Annotated in this window: 16 protein-coding genes; 12 read left to right on the top strand and 4 right to left on the bottom strand. The window is 72.0% G+C overall.

Features of this window, described 5'->3' with window-relative positions:
* Positions 1 to 98: 98 nt before the first annotated feature.
* A complete protein-coding gene (locus tag ABZ865_RS21885; protein WP_361233618.1) occupies positions 99 to 1496 on the bottom strand; it encodes a S1 family peptidase in 1398 nt (465 codons plus the stop codon).
* A gap of 197 nt (positions 1497 to 1693) precedes the next feature.
* Between ABZ865_RS21885 and ABZ865_RS21880 the strand changes: the two genes are divergently transcribed.
* From ABZ865_RS21880 to ABZ865_RS21860, 5 genes are all read left to right on the top strand, one after another.
* Positions 1694 to 2107: a PaaI family thioesterase gene (locus tag ABZ865_RS21880; protein ID WP_361232627.1), complete on the top strand. Its 414-nt coding sequence runs from the start codon at positions 1694 to 1696 to the stop codon at positions 2105 to 2107.
* A 453-nt stretch (positions 2108 to 2560) separates the two neighbouring features.
* Positions 2561 to 2779 carry a type A2 lantipeptide gene (locus ABZ865_RS21875; protein WP_100829770.1) on the top strand — a complete coding sequence of 73 codons (219 nt, stop codon included), beginning with the start codon at positions 2561 to 2563 and terminating at the stop codon, positions 2777 to 2779.
* 116 nt (positions 2780 to 2895) lie between these two features.
* Positions 2896 to 3702 (top strand): HlyD family efflux transporter periplasmic adaptor subunit, encoded by an 807-nt coding sequence (locus ABZ865_RS21870; RefSeq protein WP_361232623.1) that lies wholly within the window; start codon positions 2896 to 2898, stop codon positions 3700 to 3702.
* Positions 3699 to 5921, top strand: a complete 2223-nt coding sequence (locus ABZ865_RS21865) for an NHLP family bacteriocin export ABC transporter peptidase/permease/ATPase subunit (protein ID WP_361232620.1) — start codon at positions 3699 to 3701, stop codon at positions 5919 to 5921. The genes ABZ865_RS21870 and ABZ865_RS21865 overlap by 4 nt, the downstream gene beginning before the upstream one ends.
* 1 nt (position 5922) lies before the next feature.
* Positions 5923 to 8748 carry an NHLP bacteriocin export ABC transporter permease/ATPase subunit gene (locus tag ABZ865_RS21860; RefSeq protein WP_361232617.1) on the top strand — a complete coding sequence of 942 codons (2826 nt, stop codon included), beginning with the start codon at positions 5923 to 5925 and terminating at the stop codon, positions 8746 to 8748.
* Between the two features lie 24 nt (positions 8749 to 8772).
* Here the strand turns inward: ABZ865_RS21860 and ABZ865_RS21855 are convergent, their stop codons facing one another.
* Both ABZ865_RS21855 and ABZ865_RS21850 read right to left on the bottom strand, forming a co-directional pair.
* Positions 8773 to 9300, bottom strand: a complete 528-nt coding sequence (locus ABZ865_RS21855; RefSeq protein WP_361232613.1) for an SRPBCC family protein — start codon at positions 9298 to 9300, stop codon at positions 8773 to 8775.
* Between the two features lie 29 nt (positions 9301 to 9329).
* The gene (locus tag ABZ865_RS21850; RefSeq protein WP_361232610.1) at positions 9330 to 9650 is read right to left on the bottom strand and encodes a metalloregulator ArsR/SmtB family transcription factor; all 321 of its coding nucleotides are present in this window, start codon (positions 9648 to 9650) and stop codon (positions 9330 to 9332) included.
* 160 nt (positions 9651 to 9810) lie between these two features.
* Between ABZ865_RS21850 and ABZ865_RS21845 the strand changes: the two genes are divergently transcribed.
* Together ABZ865_RS21845 and ABZ865_RS21840 are read left to right on the top strand one after the other, a co-directional pair.
* The gene (locus tag ABZ865_RS21845) at positions 9811 to 11316 is read left to right on the top strand and encodes an MFS transporter (protein WP_361232607.1); all 1506 of its coding nucleotides are present in this window, start codon (positions 9811 to 9813) and stop codon (positions 11314 to 11316) included.
* Positions 11317 to 11402: 86 nt separating this feature from the next.
* A complete protein-coding gene (locus tag ABZ865_RS21840) occupies positions 11403 to 11903 on the top strand; it encodes an isoprenylcysteine carboxylmethyltransferase family protein (RefSeq protein ID WP_361232604.1) in 501 nt (166 codons plus the stop codon).
* A gap of 234 nt (positions 11904 to 12137) precedes the next feature.
* Here the strand turns inward: ABZ865_RS21840 and ABZ865_RS21835 are convergent, their stop codons facing one another.
* A complete protein-coding gene (locus ABZ865_RS21835) occupies positions 12138 to 12572 on the bottom strand; it encodes a subtilase-type protease inhibitor (RefSeq protein WP_361232601.1) in 435 nt (144 codons plus the stop codon).
* A 337-nt stretch (positions 12573 to 12909) separates the two neighbouring features.
* Here ABZ865_RS21835 and ABZ865_RS21830 point away from each other — a divergent pair, with 337 nt between their 5' ends.
* The 5 genes from ABZ865_RS21830 (at position 12910) to ABZ865_RS21810 (ending at position 18092) form a co-directional block, all read left to right on the top strand.
* Positions 12910 to 13473, top strand: a complete 564-nt coding sequence (locus ABZ865_RS21830; RefSeq protein WP_361232598.1) for a hypothetical protein — start codon at positions 12910 to 12912, stop codon at positions 13471 to 13473.
* A 296-nt stretch (positions 13474 to 13769) separates the two neighbouring features.
* Entirely contained in the window at positions 13770 to 15287 is a 1518-nt protein-coding gene (locus ABZ865_RS21825) for a cytosine permease (RefSeq protein ID WP_361233615.1), read from the top strand.
* A complete protein-coding gene (locus ABZ865_RS21820; RefSeq protein WP_361232595.1) occupies positions 15284 to 15955 on the top strand; it encodes a cyclase family protein in 672 nt (223 codons plus the stop codon). Before ABZ865_RS21825 ends, ABZ865_RS21820 begins: the two co-directional genes overlap by 4 nt.
* 90 nt (positions 15956 to 16045) lie before the next feature.
* Complete coding sequence (locus ABZ865_RS21815; protein ID WP_361232592.1) at positions 16046 to 16741, top strand: alpha/beta fold hydrolase; 696 nt, start codon at positions 16046 to 16048, stop codon at positions 16739 to 16741.
* A 181-nt stretch (positions 16742 to 16922) separates the two neighbouring features.
* Complete coding sequence (locus tag ABZ865_RS21810; protein WP_361232589.1) at positions 16923 to 18092, top strand: lactate 2-monooxygenase; 1170 nt, start codon at positions 16923 to 16925, stop codon at positions 18090 to 18092.
* The last annotated feature ends 371 nt before the right edge of the window (positions 18093 to 18463 follow it).

Below are 18463 nucleotides of genomic sequence, written 5' to 3'. Positions count from 1 at the left end.
GCGCGGACACCGGGGTCCGGCCCTCCCGCCGGAGGGCCGGACCACCGTCCCCGTCGGACCGGAACCGCGGTGGGGCCGGCGGGGAGTCGCGCTACGGCTCACGGCGTGTCGGAGCCGCCGATCTGGTCGCCACCCGCCTGCTCTCCGGTGCCCGCCGGGTCTCCGCCACCCGCCTGGTCCCCTCCCGACGCGGAGGGATCACCGGCACCGGACTGGTCACCCGCGCCCGCCTGACCACCGGCCGATGCCGAGGGATCACCGGCACCGGACTGGTCACCCGCGCCCGCCTGACCACCGGCCGATGCCGAGGGATCACCGGCACCGGCCTGATCACCCGCGCCCGCCTGGCCACCCGCGCCGGCTCCGCCGTCGCCGAGGGTGGCGCCGGTGGCCTGCAGGGCGGTGGTGACGGGCTGGAAGAAGGTCTCGCCGCCGTTGGTGCAGTCCCCGCTGCCGCCGGAGGTGAGGCCGACCGCCCCGCCGTCCTGGGTGAACAGGGAGCCGCCGCTGTCGCCGGCCTCGGCGCAGACGTTGGTCTGGATGAGGCCCGTGACGGTGTCGACGCCGTTCGGGTCGGTCTCGCTCTGGAAGTTGACGGTGGCGTCGAGGCCGGTCACCTGGCCGTCGTGCAGGCCCGTGGTGGAGCCCATGCGGAACACGGTCTCGCCGACGGTGGCGTCGACCGCCTGGTTGATCTGGACGGTCTGGCCGTTGCCGGTGTTGACCTCGCTGGGCGCCTGCGTGGCGGGGTCGTTGTACTTGACGAGGGAGAAGTCGCCGTTGCCGGGGAAGGTGGCCTGGTCGACGGTGGCGATGGGCTGCCCGTTCTGGGAGTCGGACCAGTCCTTGGCGGCGACCCCGCAGTGACCGGCCGTCAGGAAGGCGGGGCTGCCGTCGGAGGCCTTGACGTTGAAGCCCAGGGAGCAGCGCACGGTGCCGCCCTGCACCTGGGAGAAGATGGCGTCGCCGCCCGAGACGAAGGTCTTGAAGGTGCCGCCGGACTTCTTCAGGGTCGCCATGCCCGAGCCGAGGCTCCGCACGGTCGACTGGAGCCGGTCCCACTTGGCGCCGGTGACGGTGGAGTCGGCGGTGACCACGACCTTGTCGGTGCGCGGGTCGACGGCCCAGGCGGTGCCCGGGATGGTCGCCTTGGTCCGCAGCGTCCCTGCGGCCGCCTTGAGTTCGGCGGTGCTGTTCTCGACCTGACGGACGGCCGCGCCCGCCTTCTTCGCCTGCACGATCACGTTGTCGTCGCCGCTGACCACGTTGACGACGAGCTGCTGCCTGGCGCTGTCGTAGTAGGACCCGGCGATGGCGTCGCCGAGTGCCTTCTGCAACTGCGCGGCGAGGTCCGAGGCGTCCGCGGCCTTCAGGGTCTTCGCGGTGCCGGCGGCCGAGGCGTCGTCCTGGGACGCGTTCGCGTGCGGCAGCAGGAGGGCCGCCGCTCCGAGCGCCGCGACACCGCCCACCGCTATCGCGGCCTTGCGCTTGGGCATTCGCTTGTGACTCAAACTTCTCGACCTCCTGGGAACGGAGTTCTGCCGCTGTCGGGCAGTGGATGGGGGCGCCTGGATGGCCCTAGGTACGGGCGCGTCATCCGGTGCGTTCAATTCCGCTCGCCGGCCACCGGCGTGGCACCGCGATTCGGCCAACCCCCGCGTGTCGCGCCTCGCGGGCGGGAACAATCGGCCGTATGGCGATGACCACCACCGAAGCCGACAAGATCCTCTCCGCCAACTTCGCGCCGTGGGTCCTCGATCTCGGCCTCACGGTGGAGGGGCTGGGCGAGGATCGCGCGGTGCTCCGTCTGCCCTGGTCGGACCGGCTGGCCCGGGAGGGTGGCGGCCTGTCGGGCCAGGCCCTGATGGCGGCCGCCGACACGGCGACGGTGATTGCGGTGTCGGCTGCGCGGGGCGGCTTCGTGCCGATGACGACCGTGCAGCAATCGACGTCCTTCCAGCGGGCCGTCACTGGTTCGGACGTCCTGATCGAGGCGGTGCTGACCAAGCTGGGCCGCCGGATGGCCTTCGCCGACATCACGCTGAGCGAGGCCTCGTCGGGCGCGCTCGCGGCCCGGGCGAGCACGGTGTACGCGATTCTGGGCTGACACGTTCGGCTACTGATCGACAGCGGTCCGTTCCCGACTCGTAACGGAATCCCGGCTTCAGGGAATCTGCACATCGAATGCCCAAGCACGTCACCGGAGTCGGCGGATCCGCACAACCACTTACCGCCGGTCACACCTTTGGTACGGAGTGCCGGATTCGCCGTCGCGACGGCAAGAGGCGGTCTGCGCCGATGCGGTGCGGCTTGTGAAGGAGTCGCCGACACGGCGTGCGCACGCCTGCACGGATGACCCGGCGCACGGGCCAAGTTGCCTGGTGAGAGGCCTGGTTGATTGGAAGCGGGCGCCGCGTGCGTGCTTTGATCCATCGCACCGCGGGGTCGTCCCGGGCTCCCGGACACGGGGATTCCGGCAACCGCGGTCGCGGCCGTCGTCTGTCCCCAGAGGGGGCCGCTTCCCCCCTTGTGAAATATCCATACGAAGGGAAGTTCCACCATGAACTCCACCCCCCAGGTTGAGACCGTCGAGATCTCGGACGCCGAGCTGGACAACGTCTCCGGCGGTCTTTCCGTGAACACCCTCAACAGCACCCTCGCCACCGCGAACGAGGTTGCCCCGGGCGTCAACGGCCTGGTCAACACCGCTCTCGGCACCGTCACGGGCGTCGCCGGCATCAACACCGCGCCGCTGACCGCCACGGTCGCCGGTCTCTGATCGCACCTCGGTGTCGCCGAAGTCCCGGAGCCGCCCCCCGGCTCCGGGACTCTCGGGTGCCCGTGGGTGCCCGAAGCAGGTCGTAACGATGTCTCTCCTCGGGTGAGGGAAGTTCCGTGCAGTTCCGCCAACAGGCCCTCGCCAAGCTCCAGTCGCCGGAGGAGCTGGACCTTCCGGTGCGTCTGGCGCGCCCTCAGGGCTGGCTCGCGCTGGGTGTCACCGTCGTCGTCATGGCGGCGGCCTCCGTGTGGGCGGTGACCGGTTCGGTCGCCTCCACGGTGAGCGCGCAGGCCATCCTCACCCACGGGCAGGGCAGCTATCTGCTGCAGAGCCCCGTGGCCGGCCAGGTCACGGCCGTACTCGCGAAGCAGGGCGAACGGCTGCCCGCGAACGCTCCCGTCCTCGAAGTGCGCACGAGTCAGGGCGATTCCGTGGTCCGCACGGTCGCCGCGGGCCGCGTCACCGCGCTCGCCGCCACCATCGGGCAGATCATCCGGACCGGCGCGAACATCGCGGCGGTGGAGAAGGTCGCCCACGCCTCCGACCCGCTGTACGCCACCGTCTACGTCCCCGCGGAGAACGCCGCCGCCATCCCGGCGCACGCCGCCGTGGACCTCACCGTGTCCTCGGTGCCGACCCAGAGGTACGGCGTGCTGCGCGGGCATGTGAAGTCGGTGGACCGGACCGCCCAGTCCGCCCAGTCGATCGCCGCGTTCCTCGGGGACAGCCAGCTGGGCGAGCAGTTCACGAAGAAGGGCCGCCCGGTGGCGGTCCTGGTCGCGCTCGACAAGTCGTCCGGCACGAAGAGCGGCTTGCGGTGGTCCTCCGCCGACGGGCCGCCGTACCAGCTCGACTCCATGACCCTCGCCTCCGGTTCGATCCGGCTGACCGACCAGCGTCCCGTCGATTGGCTGCTGCCGTGAGCACCACTCAGGAAACCCGCGGCCGCAGACGGGCCGCCCCGGCTCGGCGCCCCGTCCCCAAGTCCAGTGGCGGCACGGTCCGTACGCCGACCGTGCTCCAGATGGAGGCCGTCGAGTGCGGCGCCGCCTCCCTCGCGATGGTCCTCGGCCACTACGGCCGGCACGTCCCGCTGGAGGAGCTGCGCATCGCCTGCGGTGTCTCGCGCGACGGCTCACGCGCGAGCAACCTGCTGAAGGCGGCCCGCAGTTACGGCCTCACGGCCAAGGGCATGCAGATGGACCTGGCCGCCCTCGCCGACGTGCGGGCGCCGGCCATCCTCTTCTGGGAGTTCAACCACTACGTCGTCTACGACGGCATGGGCCGCCGCTTCGGCCGGCGCGGCGTGTACATCAACGACCCCGCCAAGGGCCGCCGGTTCGTGCCCATGGAGGAGTTCGACGGCAGCTTCACCGGTGTGGTGCTCGTGATGGAGCCCGGCGACGGCTTCAGCAAGGGTGGTCGCAAGTCCGGCGTGCTCGGCGCGATGCCGGCCCGGCTGCGCGGCACCGCGGGCACCCTCCCCGCCGCCGTGCTGGCCAGCCTGCTGCTGGTCGCCGTGGGCGCGGCGCTGCCCGCGCTCAGCCGTACCTACATCGACATGTTCCTCATCGGCGGCCAGACCTCGCTGCTCGGCGTGCTGTTCGCCTCGATGGCCACCTGCGTCCTCCTCACCCTCGTCCTGACCTGGCTCCAGCAGGCCAACCTGCTGCACGGCCGGATCATCTCCTCCACCCTCTCCAGCGCCCGCTTCCTGCGCCATCTGCTGCGGCTGCCGGTCACGTTCTTCTCCCAGCGCTCCCCGGCCGACCTGGTGCAGCGGCTCCAGTCCAACGACCAGGTCGCCGAGACGCTGGCCCGCGACCTGGCGGCGGCGGGCGTGGACGCGATCGTCGTCGTGCTCTACGCCGTGCTGCTGTACACCTACGACCCGCAACTGACGTTCCTCGGCATCGGTGTGGCCCTGCTGAACGTGGTGGCCATGCGGCTGGTCGTACGGCTGCGCGCGACCCGGACGGCGAAGCTGCGCGCGGACACCGCACGGCTCACCAACACGTCGTACACCGGTCTCCAGCTGATCGAGACGATGAAGGCGACCGGCGGCGAGGACGGCTACTTCCGCAAGTGGGCCGGGCAGCACGCCACCACGCTGGAGGAGCAGCAGCGCCTCGGCGTGCCGAGCGCCTGGCTGGGGGTGGTCGCGCCGACGCTCGCCACGCTCAACAGCGCGCTGATCCTGTGGATCGGCGGAATGCGGGCGGTCGAGGGGCACATCTCGGTGGGTCTGCTCGTCGCCTTCCAGGCGCTGGTCACCCGGTTCACGGCCCCGCTGACCCGGCTCAACGGCGTCGCTGGCCGCATCCAGGACTTCGCGGCCGACGTGGCCCGGCTGAAGGACGTGGAGAACTTCCAGGCCGACCCGCTCTACGCCCGCCGGGGCGGGACCGACTCCACGCGCCGGCTGCAGGGGCACGTCGAACTGGAGAACGTCACCTTCGGCTACAGCCCGCTGGACCAGCCGCTGCTGACCGGGTTCGACCTGACCGTGGGCCCCGGGCAGCAGGTGGCGCTGGTGGGCGGCTCGGGCAGCGGCAAGTCCACCGTCTCCCGGCTGATCTCGGGCCTGTACGCGCCCTGGGACGGCGTGATCCGCATCGACGGCCGCCGCCTGGACGACATCCCGCGCGGCGCGCTCGCCGCCTCCGTCTCCTTCGTCGACCAGGACGTGTTCCTCTTCGAGGGCTCGGTCCGCGACAACGTCGCCCTGTGGGACCCGTCGATCCCCGACGAGGCCGTGGTGGAGGCGCTGAAGGACGCGGCCCTGTACGACGTGGTGATGCGCCGGCCCGGCGGCATCCACAGCAAGGTCGAGCAGGACGGCCGGAACTTCTCCGGCGGGCAGCGCCAACGCCTGGAGATCGCCCGGGCGTTGGTGCGGCGGCCGAGCATCCTCGTCCTGGACGAGGTGACCTCCGCGCTGGACGCGGAGACCGAGCTGGTCGTGATGGACAACCTGCGCCGACGCGGTTGCGCCTGCGTGGTGATCGCCCACCGGCTGAGCACCGTCCGGGACAGCGACGAGATCGTGGTGCTCCAGCACGGCACGGTCGTCGAGCGCGGGCGGCACGAGGAGCTGGTGGCGCGCGGCGGCGCGTACGCGGCGCTGGTCAGGGAGCGATGAGATGACGACCGTTCAGGAGGGGTACGAAGGCGACCTCGTGCTCGGTGCGCTGGGGTCCATGGGCGCGCGCATCGACTGCGCGGGCCTCAACCGGCTGGACCTGGAAGGCCCGCAGGTGCTGTGGCTGGTCGCGGCCGGCGCCCTGGACCTGTTCGCGGTGGACGCCGCCCAGCAGGGCCACTGGCACCACCTCGGCCGGCTGCAGGCGGGCGCGCTGCTTCTCGGCCCCGTCGCCGGACCACAGCACACCCTGGTGGCCCGCCCAGTTCGCGACTGCGTCGTGCACCGCGTCAACCTGCGCGAGCTGTACCAGACGGCCGACACCCAGACCTGGTCGTACGACGAGTGGGGCAACCCCCAATACGTCCCCCCGACGTCGAGCCCGCTGGAGTACGCCCTCGCGCTGGGCGTCGGCCGCGGTCTGTCGGTCCTCTTCCAGGCGCCGATGGCCGAGGAGCGGTCCGCGGCCCCGTCCGACGACGACGTGTTCTGGATGCAGGTGCCGCCGGGCAGTGTGCAGTACGGCTCCCTGTACGGCGCGGAGGCGGCGGCCGATCTGCTGATGGACCCCGCGCTGTGGCAGAGCATGGTCGACCAGCAGTACCGGCTGCTGACCGCGCTGGACCGCTGGATCGAACAGCTGGAGCGCACCCACGAGACCCGTACGGCGGCCGGCATCAAGGCCGGCGAGGCGGTCCGCGCCCAGGCCGACCGGACGCTGCTGGCCTCCATCGGCAAGCGCTCGAACCGCCGTACGACGGCCGCCGACGCCGACGCCGGCTACGCGGCGTGCAAGCTGGTCGCCGAGGCGGCCGGGATCACCCTCGCCGAGCCCGCGCAGAGCGGCACCGAGAGCGAGCGGCTCGACCCGGTCGAGCGGGTGGCCCTGGCCTCCCGGGTGCGTACCCGCGCGGTACGGCTGGAGGGGCGCTGGTGGCGGGAGAACGTGGGTCCGCTGGTCGGGCACCGGGCGCTGTCCGGGGCCCCGGTCGCACTGCTGTGGCGGCGCGCCGGCTATGTGGCCGTCCACCCGGGCACCGGACGCGAGACGCCCATCGAGAAGGCGAACGCGGAGGAGTTCGAGCCGCGCGCCGTGATGTTCTACCGGCCGCTGCCCGAGCGCCGGCTGACCCCCTTCGGACTGCTGCGGTTCAGCCTGCGCGGCACCCGGGGCGACCTGCTGAACCTCATGCTCGCCGGGCTGGTGACGGTGGCGATCGGCGCACTGGTGCCGATCGCGACGGGCAAGGTGCTCGGCGAGTATGTGCCGAAGGCGCAGACGGGCCTGATCGCCCAGGTCTGCCTGGCCGTGATGATCAGCGGGGTCGTGTCGGCCGCGTTCACCCTGCTGGAGAACCTGACCATCCTGCGTCTGGAGGGCCGGATCGAGGCGGCGCTGCAACCGGCCGTCTGGGACCGGCTGCTGCGCCTGCCCACCCGGTTCTTCACCCAGCGCTCGACCGGTGAACTCGCCAGTGCCGCCATGGGCATCAGCGCCATCCGGCGGCTGCTGGCGGGCGTCGGCCCGGTGGTCGCGCAGTCCGTGACGGTCGGCGCGATGAACCTCGGTCTGCTGCTGTGGTACAGCGTGCCGATGGCACTCGCGGCGATCGGGATGCTCGTCGTGATCGCCGCCGTGTTCCTGGGGCTGGGGCTGTGGCAGGTGCGCTGGCAGCGGCGGCTCGTCGTGCTCGGCAACAAGCTGAACAACCAGGCCTTCCAGACCCTGCGGGGCCTGCCCAAGCTGCGGGTGGCGGCGGCGGAGAACTACGCGTACGCCGCCTGGGCGCGGGAGTTCGCGCGCAGCCGGGAACTCCAGCAGAAGGTCGGCCGGATCAAGAACCTCACCTCGGTGCTCGGCGCGGTCTATCTGCCGGTGTGCACCCTGCTGATGTTCATGCTGCTGGCCGGGCCCGCGAGGGGCGCGATGTCGGCGGCGGCCTTCCTCACCTTCAACACCGCGGTGACGATGGTGCTGACCTCGGTCACCCAGCTCACCGGCTCCTTCGTCTCGGCGGTGGCCGCGCTGCCGCTGTTCGAGGAGATCAGGCCGGTCCTGGACGCCACCCCCGAGGTGCGCACGGCGAGCACCCGCCCGAGCCCGCTCTCCGGCGCGCTGGAGGCCCGGCGCCTGTCCTTCCGGTACGCCGACGACGGCCCGCTCGTCCTGGACGACGTGTCCTTCGCCGTCCGCCCGGGCGAGTTCGTGGCGGTCGTCGGCCCGAGCGGCTGCGGCAAGTCCACCCTGCTGCGCCTGCTCATCGGCTTCGACAAGCCGGTCTCGGGCAGTGTCCTGTACGACGGCCAGGACCTGGCGGCCCTCGACCAGTCGGCGGTGCGCCGCCAGTGCGGGGTCGTGCTGCAGCACGCGCAGCCGTTCACCGGCTCCATCCTGGACGTCATCTGCGGCGCCGAGCCGTACACGCCGGAGGAGGCGATGGCGGCGGCCGAACTGGCGGGCCTCGCCGAGGACATCAAGCGCATGCCGATGGGCCTGCACACGATCGTCGCGGGCAACGGAGCGATCTCCGGCGGGCAACGGCAGCGCCTGATGATCGCCCAGGCGCTGATCCGGCGCCCGCGCATCCTGTTCTTCGACGAGGCGACCAGCGCGCTGGACAACGACACCCAGCGCACGGTCATCGAGAGCACCCGCAAGCTGAACGCCACCCGGATCGTCATCGCCCACCGCCTGTCGACGGTGCTGGACGCGGACCGGGTCATCGTGATGGAGGACGGCAAGGTCATCCAGCAGGGCCCTCCCGCGCAGCTGCTCGCGGACACCGGGGGTCGACTGCACGAACTGGTGCGCAGGCAGCTGGCCTGAGGCGGGACCGGGCCCAGGTTCCGCTCAGTCCATGCCCGGCACCGGCGCGCCCGAGGGAACACCGGCCTCGACATAGGTGTCGTAGAACTCCTTCCAGGGCGTGCTCACCCCGGCGTGCGGGCCTTCGAAGCGCTCGCCGCGCGCCTTGGCGTCCAGCGCGGCCAGGCACACCTCCCAGCCGGCGCCGTTGCGCGCGGCGGTGTTCTCCGCCACGAGGACGTTGGTGAGCGTGAACCGGGTGCGGCCCTCGCCCGCCTCCTCCAGGTCGAAGTGGAGTTCGTCGCCGCCCCACTCGAAGGACAGGTGCCGGGGCGGGTCGACGGCGAGGACCCGGCCGGTGGACTCCGGCATGTTCGGGTCGCCGCTGAAGCGGATGGCGCCGCCGGGGCGCAGGTCCATCTCGGCGCGGGAGGGGAACCACGCGGCGAGTTCGTCGGGGTCGGTCACGAAGTGCCAGACGCGGTCGATCGGGTGGTCGTAGGTGCGGGTGAACCGGACGGCCGGGCGGCCGTCGTCCAGGGTCAGATAGGTGCCGGTGAGGTCGACGGGCATGGTGTTTCGGTCCTTCGCTGTGGGGGGTGTCAGGTGTCGTCCGACGTCTCGTCGAGGCGCCGGCCCAGGGCGTCCAGGCTGCGGTTCCACAGCCGGCGGTAGGGCTCGAGCCAGGCGTCGAGGTCGGCGATCGGTGCCGGGTCGAGCGCGTAGACGCGGCGCTGCGCGTCCTGCCGGACCCGGACCAGGCCCGCCTCCCGGAGCACCTTCAGATGCTTGGAGGTGCTCGGCTGGCTCAGTCCGCAGGCCTCGCCGATCTCCCCGACGGGCCGGGGGCGCTCCAGGAGGAGCGCGACGATGGCCCGCCGGTGGGGATCGGCGAGGGCGGTCCACAGTGCGGCATCGGACATACAGGCAATATGCCTCGGCAGTTATATGCCTGTCAAGGCATACAAGGCATACAAGCCCTCACCCTAACGAAACGTTGCCGTTTCGCTCGAAGTCCTCTAGCGTTCTACGCGTACGAAACAGTTTCGTTTACGAGCTGGACGACTTCCCTGGAGTTCCCCGATGTCCCAGAAGACCCTGGCCGACGCCTCCCCCACCGGGGTCCTGGCGAAGGCCACCGCCGCGGCCTCGCCCCGGCGGTGGTGGATCCTCGCGATCATCGCCATAGCCCAGCTGATGGTGGTGCTCGACGCCACGATCGTGAACATCGCCCTGCCGTCCGCCCAGGCCGACCTCGGCTTCTCGGACGGCAACCGGCAGTGGATCGTGACGGCGTACGCACTGGCGTTCGCCTCGCTGCTGCTGCTCGGCGGCCGGATCGCCGACCTGTTCGGCCGCAAGCCCGCCTTCCTCGTCGGCGTCGTCGGCTTCGCCGCGGCCTCCGCGCTCGGCGGTGCCGCGAACGGCTTCACCATGCTGGTCACCGCCCGCGCCCTGCAGGGTGCCTTCGGCGCGCTGCTCGCGCCCGCCGCGCTGTCGCTGCTCAACACCACGTTCACCGACGCCCGGGAACGGGCCCGCGCGTTCAGCGTGTACGGCGCCATCGCCGGCGCCGGCGGCGCGGTGGGCCTGCTGCTCGGCGGTGTGCTGACCGACGCCCTGGACTGGCGCTGGACCCTCTACGTGAACGTGGCCATCGCGGTCGTCGCCTTCGCCGGCGGCTGGGTGCTGCTGGGCAACCAGCGCGACGCGGCGGACGCCAAGCTGGACATGCCGGGCACGATCCTGGTCGCCAGTGGTCTGTTCGCGCTGGTGTACGGCTTCTCCAACGCCGAGACCCACGACTGGGATTCGCCGCTGACCTGGGGCTTCCTGATCGCGGGCGGACTGCTGCTGGCGGCCTTCGCCTGGTGGCAGACCCGGGCCGCGCACCCGCTGCTGCCGCTGCGCATCCTGCTGGACCGCGACCGCGGCGCCTCGTTCCTCGCGGTGCTCATCACCGGCGCGGGCATGTTCGGCGTGTTCCTCTTCCTGACCTACTACCTCCAGCTCAACCTCGGCTTCAGCCCCACCAAGACGGGCGTGGCGTTCCTGCCGATGGTCGGCGCGCTGATGGTGACCGCGCAGGTCGGCACCACGGTGCTGATCCCGCGGATCGGCCCGAAGGCGGTCATCCCGCTGGGCTTCGCGATCGCCACGGCCGGCATGGCCTGGCTGACCGGCATCGGCCTCGGCTCCCACTACGCCGGCGCGGTGCTGCCGCAGCTGATCGTGATCGGTGTCGGCCTCGGCCTGGTCATGCCGCCCGCGATGCAGCTGGCCACCGGCGGGGTCGCGGCCGAGGACGCGGGTGTCGCCTCGGCGACCGTCAACGCCATGCAGCAGGTGGGCGGTTCGATCGGTACGGCCCTGCTCAACACCCTCGCCGCGAGCGCCGCCACCGACTACCTGTCGGGCCACAACCCGGCCGGCAAGCAGGCCCGGGCGCAGGCGACGATCGAGAGCTACACCACCGCGTTCTGGTGGTCGGCGGCGTTCTTCGCCGCGGGCACGGTGATCGCGTTCCTGCTGTACCGGCGCGGGGTGCCACAGCAGAACACCGAGGCCGCACCGGTGGTCCACATGTGAACCACCCCGTGTGACCGCCGGATCGGGTCCGAGGGGCCGCCGTCAGCAGGGAGACGGCAGCCCCTCGCCGGTGTCATGGTGTGGGTATGCGCAAGGCGTCGGCGGCGCTGGGCACCGCCCTGTTCCTCGTCGTGGTCTCGGGCAGCGCATCCGTGCTGGTGCCCTGGTGGCTGACCGGCGGGTGGCGGGCCGGCCACTGGTGGCCGCCCCTGCGGCTGTTCGGGCTGCTGCCTCTCGCGGCGGGCGCGGCGGTCATCCTCGACGCCTTCGCCCGCTTCGCGCTGGAGGGCCTCGGCACCCCGGCCCCCGTCGCTCCTCCCACCCGGCTGGTGGTGAGCGGTCCGTACCGCTACCTGCGCAATCCGATCTACGTCGCGGTCGTCGCCGTACTGACCGGCCAGGGCCTGCTGCTGGCCCGCCCGGTGCTGTTCGCGTACGCGGCCTGCGCCTGGGTGGTCAGCTGGGCGTTCGTGCGCTGGTACGAGGAGCCGGGCCTGGTGCGCCGGTTCGGCGCGGAGTACGAGCGCTACCGGAGGGCCGTACCGGCCTGGTGGCCTCGGCACAGGGCCTGGCGGGACGCCGGCTAGAAGCGCCGGCCGGTCCCCTCTTCAAACGGTTTTCTCTCAAACCGGTCGTTTTTCGCCGCTCCCCGGGAAGGCCCCCCACGGGCCTGCCCGGGGAGCGGCTGTGTCACCGGGAGCCGGCGGGAGGCCCCACTCCGCCCGCCGGCCCCGGTGCGAGATCGCTGGTTCCCCGCTCCAGGGGCCGCACTCCCCATTTGCGAACCTGATCCGGCGTCACGGGGACCTGCGATCCCGGTCCTAGAACGCGAAGACGGCGCTGTCCAGCGCGTCCTTCACGCAGCTGTTGCCGAAGGTCCGCTCGTACGAGACGCGCTGCCCCTGCCAGACGCCCTGCACGGTGACCACGACGGGGTTGTACAGCTTGGTGCACCAGACGTCGTCGCGGGTCTTGAGGGCGCTGAAGTCGCCGCCCACACCGCGCAGTTCGGCGCAGGCCCGGGCCGGGTCCGGATGAGTTCCGGAGGCCGTCGGGGCGCAGTTCAGGGTGACGGCGCGCTCGGGGGTCGCGGTCGCCGCGTCGTTGCCGTGGCCGGTGGTGAGCACCAGCGCCGAGGGGGCGTAGAGGGACGGCGCGGGGGCGCTCGGTACGGCGACGGCGGCCCCGGTCAGGGATCCGCAGACGGCGACGGCCGTGAGGCCGAGGGTCGCTGCCCGGCGCGCGGTGGTCCGCATTGTGTGCATCCTTCCGCTCGAAAAAGACAGGGCGCCCGCTCCGGATCGGTCGATGCCGGAGCGGCGAGCGCCACTCTGCCGAGTCCGCCCGCGAAACACACATCGAACCCACGTGTTTCAGTAACATTGCGTATTGAATCAGTGGCGTGAAGTCACGGAATCCGAGCAGGTCTACCGCACAACTGAGCGGTTCTTGATCGCAGGAAGCGGCCAGATGGCCGAAAATCACCGCTTCGTTAATCGGCCTGAAACATTCCGACTTCGCCTCCGGCGAACCCCTTCACGCCTCCTTCACGACTCCTTGCGTTCATGAAGAGTGCCGAGTAATGCTCATTACATGATTACAGCAGAGCAGAGAGAGAAGCTGCGCGGCTGGTTCGCCGGCCGGCTGCCCGACGATCTCTTCGAGGAACTGGTCGAGGTGACTCCCGACCGGGAGGAGATCACGGTGATCGGCCGCATCCCGGAGCCCCGGCTCGCCGGGGGCGCCTCGGACGCCGAGCGGGAGTCCGCCGTACGAGCACGGATCCAGGAGTTCCGGGAGCGCACCCGCGAGGCCCGGATGGAAGTGGCCCGGGAGGCCGAGCACCACTTCCGCCGGAAGGTGTCCTGGGGCGTGGTGTGCGGCACCGAACGCGCCCTGTTCACCCATGTCGCGGCCCCGGTGATGACCCGGCTGCGGCAGCCCGAGCGGCAGGTGCTGGACACCCTCATCGCCGGGGGCGTCGCGCGCAGCCGCAGTGACGCGCTCGCCTGGTGCGTCCGGCTGGTCCAGCGCCACACCGACGACTGGCTCACCGAACTGCGCGAGTCCCTGGAACACGTGCAGCGGGTACGGGCGCAGGGACCGGACAGCGAGGAGGTGGGCGAATCCTCCAGCGACGACGGTGAAGATGGATGAATCATCCCCTGGCAGGGGTCTTCCCCGGGGCCTTACCGTCGGCAGACCCCTCCAGGACGTCCCACACCGTCGCCGCCCATCCCGCGGCACCGGCTCCCGTCCCTCACCGCCGCGCCACCGCGCGCTCCACCGCCGCGCCCTCGCTGGAGCCCGCCTTGACCCCTCAGACCCCCGACTCCCCCACCGAGTCCGCCACCTCCCCCGCCGAGTCCGCCAACTCCCCCGCCGGGTCCCCCGACTCCCCCACCGCGCCGCCGCCGTCCCTCACCGAGGTCGAGCCCTACGGTGTCGAGCGCATCCCCGACGCGGACCGCACCGCGACCCCGCTCGACCTGTTCCGGGTCGCCTTCGGCGGCGCCAACACCTTCTCCACCTGCGTCCTCGGCGCGTTCCCGATCCTGTTCGGACTGTCCTTCTGGCAGGGACTCGCGGCCACCCTCCTCGGTGTCGTCGCCGGTGCCCTGATCCTGTGTCCGATGGCCGTGTTCGGCCCGGTCAACGGCACCAACAACGCCGTCGCCTCCTCCGCGCACCTGGGCGTGCACGGCCGTGTGGTCGGCTCCTTCCTGTCGCTGCTGACCGCCGTCGCGTTCTTCTCCATCTCGGTGTGGAGCTCCGGCGACGCCCTGGTCGGCGGCGCGCACCGGCTGTTCGGCCTGGAGCGCGGCACGCTGTCGTATGTCGTCGCGTACGCGCTGTTCGCCGGACTGGTCCTCGCCGTGTGCGTGTACGGCTTCCGGTTCATGCTGTTCGTCAACAAGATCGCGGTGACCTCGGCGACCGTGCTGTTCCTGCTCGGCGCGATCGCCTTCGCCGGTGACTTCGACCCGTCGTACGCGGGTGTGTTCACGGCCTCGGCGGACGCGGCGACGCGGTCGATGTTCTGGCCGTCGTTCATCGGCGCGGCGCTGATCGTGCTGTCCAACCCGGTGTCGTTCGGCGCGTTCCTCGGAGACTGGTCGCGCTACATCCCGGCGAACACCCCGCGCCGCAAGGTGGTCGGGGCCGCGTTCCTCTCCCAGATCGCCACGCTGCTGCCGTTCGTGTTCGGCCTGGCGACCGCGAGCATCATCGCGACGAAGGCACCGAAGTACGTCGACCCGGCCGCGCCCGACTTCGTGGGCGGGCTGCTCGCGATCTCGCCCGGCTGGTTCTTCCTGCCGGTGTGCCTGCTCGCCCTCATCGGCGGCATGTCCACGGGCACCACCTCGCTGTACGGCACCGGCCTCGACTTCTCGTCGGTGTTCCCGAAGCTGTCCCGGGTCCAGGCGACGCTGCTGGTCGGCGTGTTGTCCATCGCGTTCATCTTCATCGGCCGGTTCGGTCTCGACCTGGTGCAGTCGATCTCGACGTTCGCCACGATGATCATCACCTGCACCACGCCCTGGATGGTCGTGATGATGCTCGGCTTCTACACCCGGCGCGGCTGGTACGACCCGGACGCCCTCCAGGTCTTCAACCGCCGCCAGCGCGGCGGCCGTTACTGGTTCGCGCACGGCTGGAACTGGCGCGGCATGACCGCCTGGTGGGTGTCGGCGGTGATCGGTGTGCTGTTCACCAACATCCCGGGGCAGTTCGTCGGACCGCTCGGCGACCTGGCGAACGGCGTCGACATCAGCCTGCCGCTGTCGCTCGCCGTGGCCGCCCTCCTGTTCCTGGCGCTGCTGCGCCTGTTCCCGGAACCCCGGGCGGCGTACGGACCCGAGGGCGCTCGCCTGGCCCGTACCGTCGACACGCCGGTGCCGCCGATCACCGGCCCCGGTGCCCCGGCGGACGACACGCCGGCCGCGCTCGTGACCGAGGGCGGGCGATGACCGGCTGGATCGATCTGTCGGTGCCCGTGGTCACCGGGATGCCCGTGTATCCCGGTGACCCGGAGGTCACGGTCTCGTCCGCCCTGCGGGCCCCGGCCGACGGTGTCAACGTCCTCTCCCTGCACCTGGGTTCGCAGTCCGGCACGCACGTCGACGCGCCGTACCACGTCGACGACGCCTGGCCGCGCCTGGACGAGCTGCCGCTGGACCGGTTCGCCGGGCGCGCGGTCGTGGCCGACGTACGGGGGCTGCCCGCCAGGGCCCCGATCACGCCGGCCCTGCTGGCCCCCGCGCTGGACGCGCTCGCGGCGGCGCCCGGCGCGTTGCTGCTGCTCGCCACGGGCTGGTCGGCGCACTGGGGCACGGACGCGTACCTCGCCCACCCCTGGCTCACCCCCGAGGCGGCCCGGGCCGTCGTGGCGGCGGGGGTGCGCACGGTGGCGGTGGACGCGCTCAGCGTCGACCCGACGCCCCGACCGGGCGATGCCGTCGCGGACTTCGAGCTGCCCGCGCACCGGGTGCTGTGCGGCGCGGGCGGGGTGATCGCCGAGAATCTGACCGGGCTGGAGCGACTGGTGGGCGCGGAGCAGGTCGAGGTGTTCCTCTTCCCGCTGCGGCTCCCCGGCGCGGACGGTGCCCCGGTCCGGGCGGTCGCCCGGGTCGGCTGAACGCCACGCACCGGGCCGGCCTGCCGACGGAATGGCCAACTCCGTGCTTTTGACGGGGAGTTGGTCGATCCGTCCGGTACGTTGACGACCATGACCGACTTCATACTGGTGGCGGGCGCCTGGCTCGGGGCGTGGGCGTGGGACGAGGTGGCGGCCGATCTGTGCGCCGCCGGCCACGAGGTGCACGCGCTCACCCTGTCCGGGCTGGCCGAGAAGAAGGAGCTGCCCGCGGGGCAGCAAATCCACGTCCAGGACGTCGTCGACGAGGTCGAGCGACGGGACCTGCGGGACGTCGTCCTGGTCGGGCACAGCTACTCGGGCGTGCCGGTCGGCCAGGCGGCCGAGCGGATCGGCGACCGGCTGCGCCGCGTGGTGTTCGTCGACTCCAACCTGCCCGCGGACGGGGTGTCGTTCCTCGACGGCTTCCCCAGCGACCACATCCGCGCCGCTCTCGCCGAGCACGACGGCGTGTGGCCGCTCCTCGCCCCGGCGGCCTACGCGAACCAGGACCTCACGGACGAGCAGATCGCCCGGCTCATCGGCGAGGGCACCCCGCACCCGGCCGCCACGCTCACCGAACCGGCCGTGCTGAAGCGCCCGCTCGCCGAACTGCCGGCGACGTACGTGAAGTGTGTGCTGGACGGCCGGCCGCCGCTGCCCGCCGTGACCGAGGCGCTCCAGGGCGGGCGCTGGGACCTGGTGGAGCTGAACACCGGTCACTGGCCCATGTTCTCCACGCCCCACGAGCTCGCCGGCATCCTGCGCGAGGCGGCCGCCCGCGCCTGAGCACGGCCATGCACCCGAGGCCCCGCGCCCGAGACCTCGCGCCCGAGGCCCCCGCGTCCGGGGCCCCGCACGCGAGACTCCGCACGCGAGGCCTCCCGCCCGAGGGCACCTGCACAGCCGTGGTCACCGGCCCGTATCGTCGGCCCCCAGCGCACCTCAGCGACGAGCGGCGGGAGGCCGGATGGCCAGGCACATGGCGGACTTCCAGTACGAGATCTATCTGAACGGGATGACGGGTGCCGTGCCCCGGCTCCCCACCGACCTGACCCGGCTGGAGGAACTGGCCGAACACCGGCTCGGGCCGGGCCCGGTGGGCTATGTGGCGGGCAGCGCCGGCTCGGGCAGCACGGCGCGCGCCAACCGGGCGGCGCTCGACCGGCGCCGGATCGTGCCGCGCATGCTGAGGGACGTGCACGAGCGCGACCTGTCGGTGGAGGTGCTGGGCCGCGCCCTGCCGGCGCCGCTGGCCCTGGCCCCGGTGGGCGTGCTGTCCATCATGCATCCGGACGCCGAACTCGCCGCCGCCCGGGCCGCCGCCGCCCACGGCGTGCCGTACACCCTCTCCTCCGCCTCCAGCACCCCGATGGAGCAGGTGGCGGAGGCGATGGGGGACGCCGAGCGGTGGTTCCAGCTGTACTGGGGCAAGGACCCCGAGGTGACGCGGAGTTTCCTCGCCCGCGCGAAGGCGTCCGGGTTCAGCGTGCTGGTCGTCACCCTGGACACCCCGCTGCTGGCGTGGCGGCCGCGCGACCTGGACCAGGCGTACCTGCCGTTCCTGCACGGGGTGGGCACCGCCAACTACTTCACCGACCCCGCCTTCCAGGCGGGCCTCGCCAAGCCGGTCCACGAGGACCCCAACGCGGCGGTGCTGCACTTCCTCGGCCTGTTCGGGGACGCGAGCCACACCTGGCCGGACCTGGCCTTCCTGCGCGAGCACTGGGACGGCCCGATCGTCCTCAAGGGCGTGCTGCACCCGGACGACGCGCGGCTCGCCGCCGATGCCGGGATGGACGGGGTCGTGGTCTCCAACCACGGCGGACGCCAGGTGGCCGGTTCCGTCGCGGCGGCCGACGCGCTGCCGCGTGTCGCGGAGGCGGTCGGCGACCGGCTCGCCGTGCTCTTCGACAGCGGGGTCCGCACCGGCGACGACGTCTTCAAGGCCCTCGCCCTCGGCGCGCGGGCGGTCCTGCTCGGACGCCCGTACGTGTACGGCCTCGGACTCGACGGACAGGCGGGCGTCGACCACGTCATCCGCTGTGTCCTCGCCGAGTTCGACCTCACGCTCGCCCTGTCCGGCCATTCCACTCCGGCCACGGTCACGGCGGACGACGTTCTCGACGCCGCCGAGTAGGACCCCGAGCAGGCCTGCGGCCGCGTCCCGTCGTCGTCTCACGGCGGGACGCGGCCCATGGCTGCTCAGCGGAGTTGACGAAGTCCGGCACGGTTCGGCAGCGCCCCGAAGGGGCGCGAGACTGTGTCGACATGCGGCTCAGCCGCGTGGGCGCTACCGGCCACGCGGCGGAGCCGCGGACCATCGACGGTCCGTCACGGCACTGCCGACGGGCGCTTGGGGCCTGTCCGGCGGATCCTGTCGCAGACGCGGGGCCTGGCACGCACATCTGCGGCGCTGTCGTCACTCGCCGACTCCCCCACGCTCGGCTTCGCTCGCGCGGGGGGGGGACCCCCATCGCGTCGACTCACTCCTCCGCCTTGCAGCTGCGC

Source organism: Streptomyces sp. NPDC047085 (assembly GCF_040643735.1).
Classification (GTDB): domain Bacteria; phylum Actinomycetota; class Actinomycetes; order Streptomycetales; family Streptomycetaceae; genus Streptomyces.
Note: the sequence above shows the minus strand (reverse complement) of the source record. Positions and strands in the feature narration are given on the sequence as shown.

Bases quoted from the DNA above. Each gene is read 5' to 3' on its own strand.
- ABZ865_RS21885 (WP_361233618.1), bottom strand. From the start codon at position 1,496: ATGCCCAAGCGCAAGGCCGCGATAGCGGTGGGCGGTGTCGCGGCGCTC.
- ABZ865_RS21880 (WP_361232627.1), top strand. From the start codon at position 1,694: ATGGCGATGACCACCACCGAAGCCGACAAGATCCTCTCCGCCAACTTC.
- ABZ865_RS21875 (WP_100829770.1), top strand. From the start codon at position 2,561: ATGAACTCCACCCCCCAGGTTGAGACCGTCGAGATCTCGGACGCCGAG.
- ABZ865_RS21860 (WP_361232617.1), top strand. From the start codon at position 5,923: ATGACGACCGTTCAGGAGGGGTACGAAGGCGACCTCGTGCTCGGTGCG.
- ABZ865_RS21855 (WP_361232613.1), bottom strand. From the start codon at position 9,300: ATGCCCGTCGACCTCACCGGCACCTATCTGACCCTGGACGACGGCCGC.
- ABZ865_RS21850 (WP_361232610.1), bottom strand. From the start codon at position 9,650: ATGTCCGATGCCGCACTGTGGACCGCCCTCGCCGATCCCCACCGGCGG.
- ABZ865_RS21845 (WP_361232607.1), top strand. From the start codon at position 9,811: ATGTCCCAGAAGACCCTGGCCGACGCCTCCCCCACCGGGGTCCTGGCG.
- ABZ865_RS21840 (WP_361232604.1), top strand. From the start codon at position 11,403: ATGCGCAAGGCGTCGGCGGCGCTGGGCACCGCCCTGTTCCTCGTCGTG.
- ABZ865_RS21835 (WP_361232601.1), bottom strand. From the start codon at position 12,572: ATGCGGACCACCGCGCGCCGGGCAGCGACCCTCGGCCTCACGGCCGTC.
- ABZ865_RS21830 (WP_361232598.1), top strand. From the start codon at position 12,910: ATGATTACAGCAGAGCAGAGAGAGAAGCTGCGCGGCTGGTTCGCCGGC.
- ABZ865_RS21820 (WP_361232595.1), top strand. From the start codon at position 15,284: ATGACCGGCTGGATCGATCTGTCGGTGCCCGTGGTCACCGGGATGCCC.
- ABZ865_RS21815 (WP_361232592.1), top strand. From the start codon at position 16,046: ATGACCGACTTCATACTGGTGGCGGGCGCCTGGCTCGGGGCGTGGGCG.
- ABZ865_RS21810 (WP_361232589.1), top strand. From the start codon at position 16,923: ATGGCCAGGCACATGGCGGACTTCCAGTACGAGATCTATCTGAACGGG.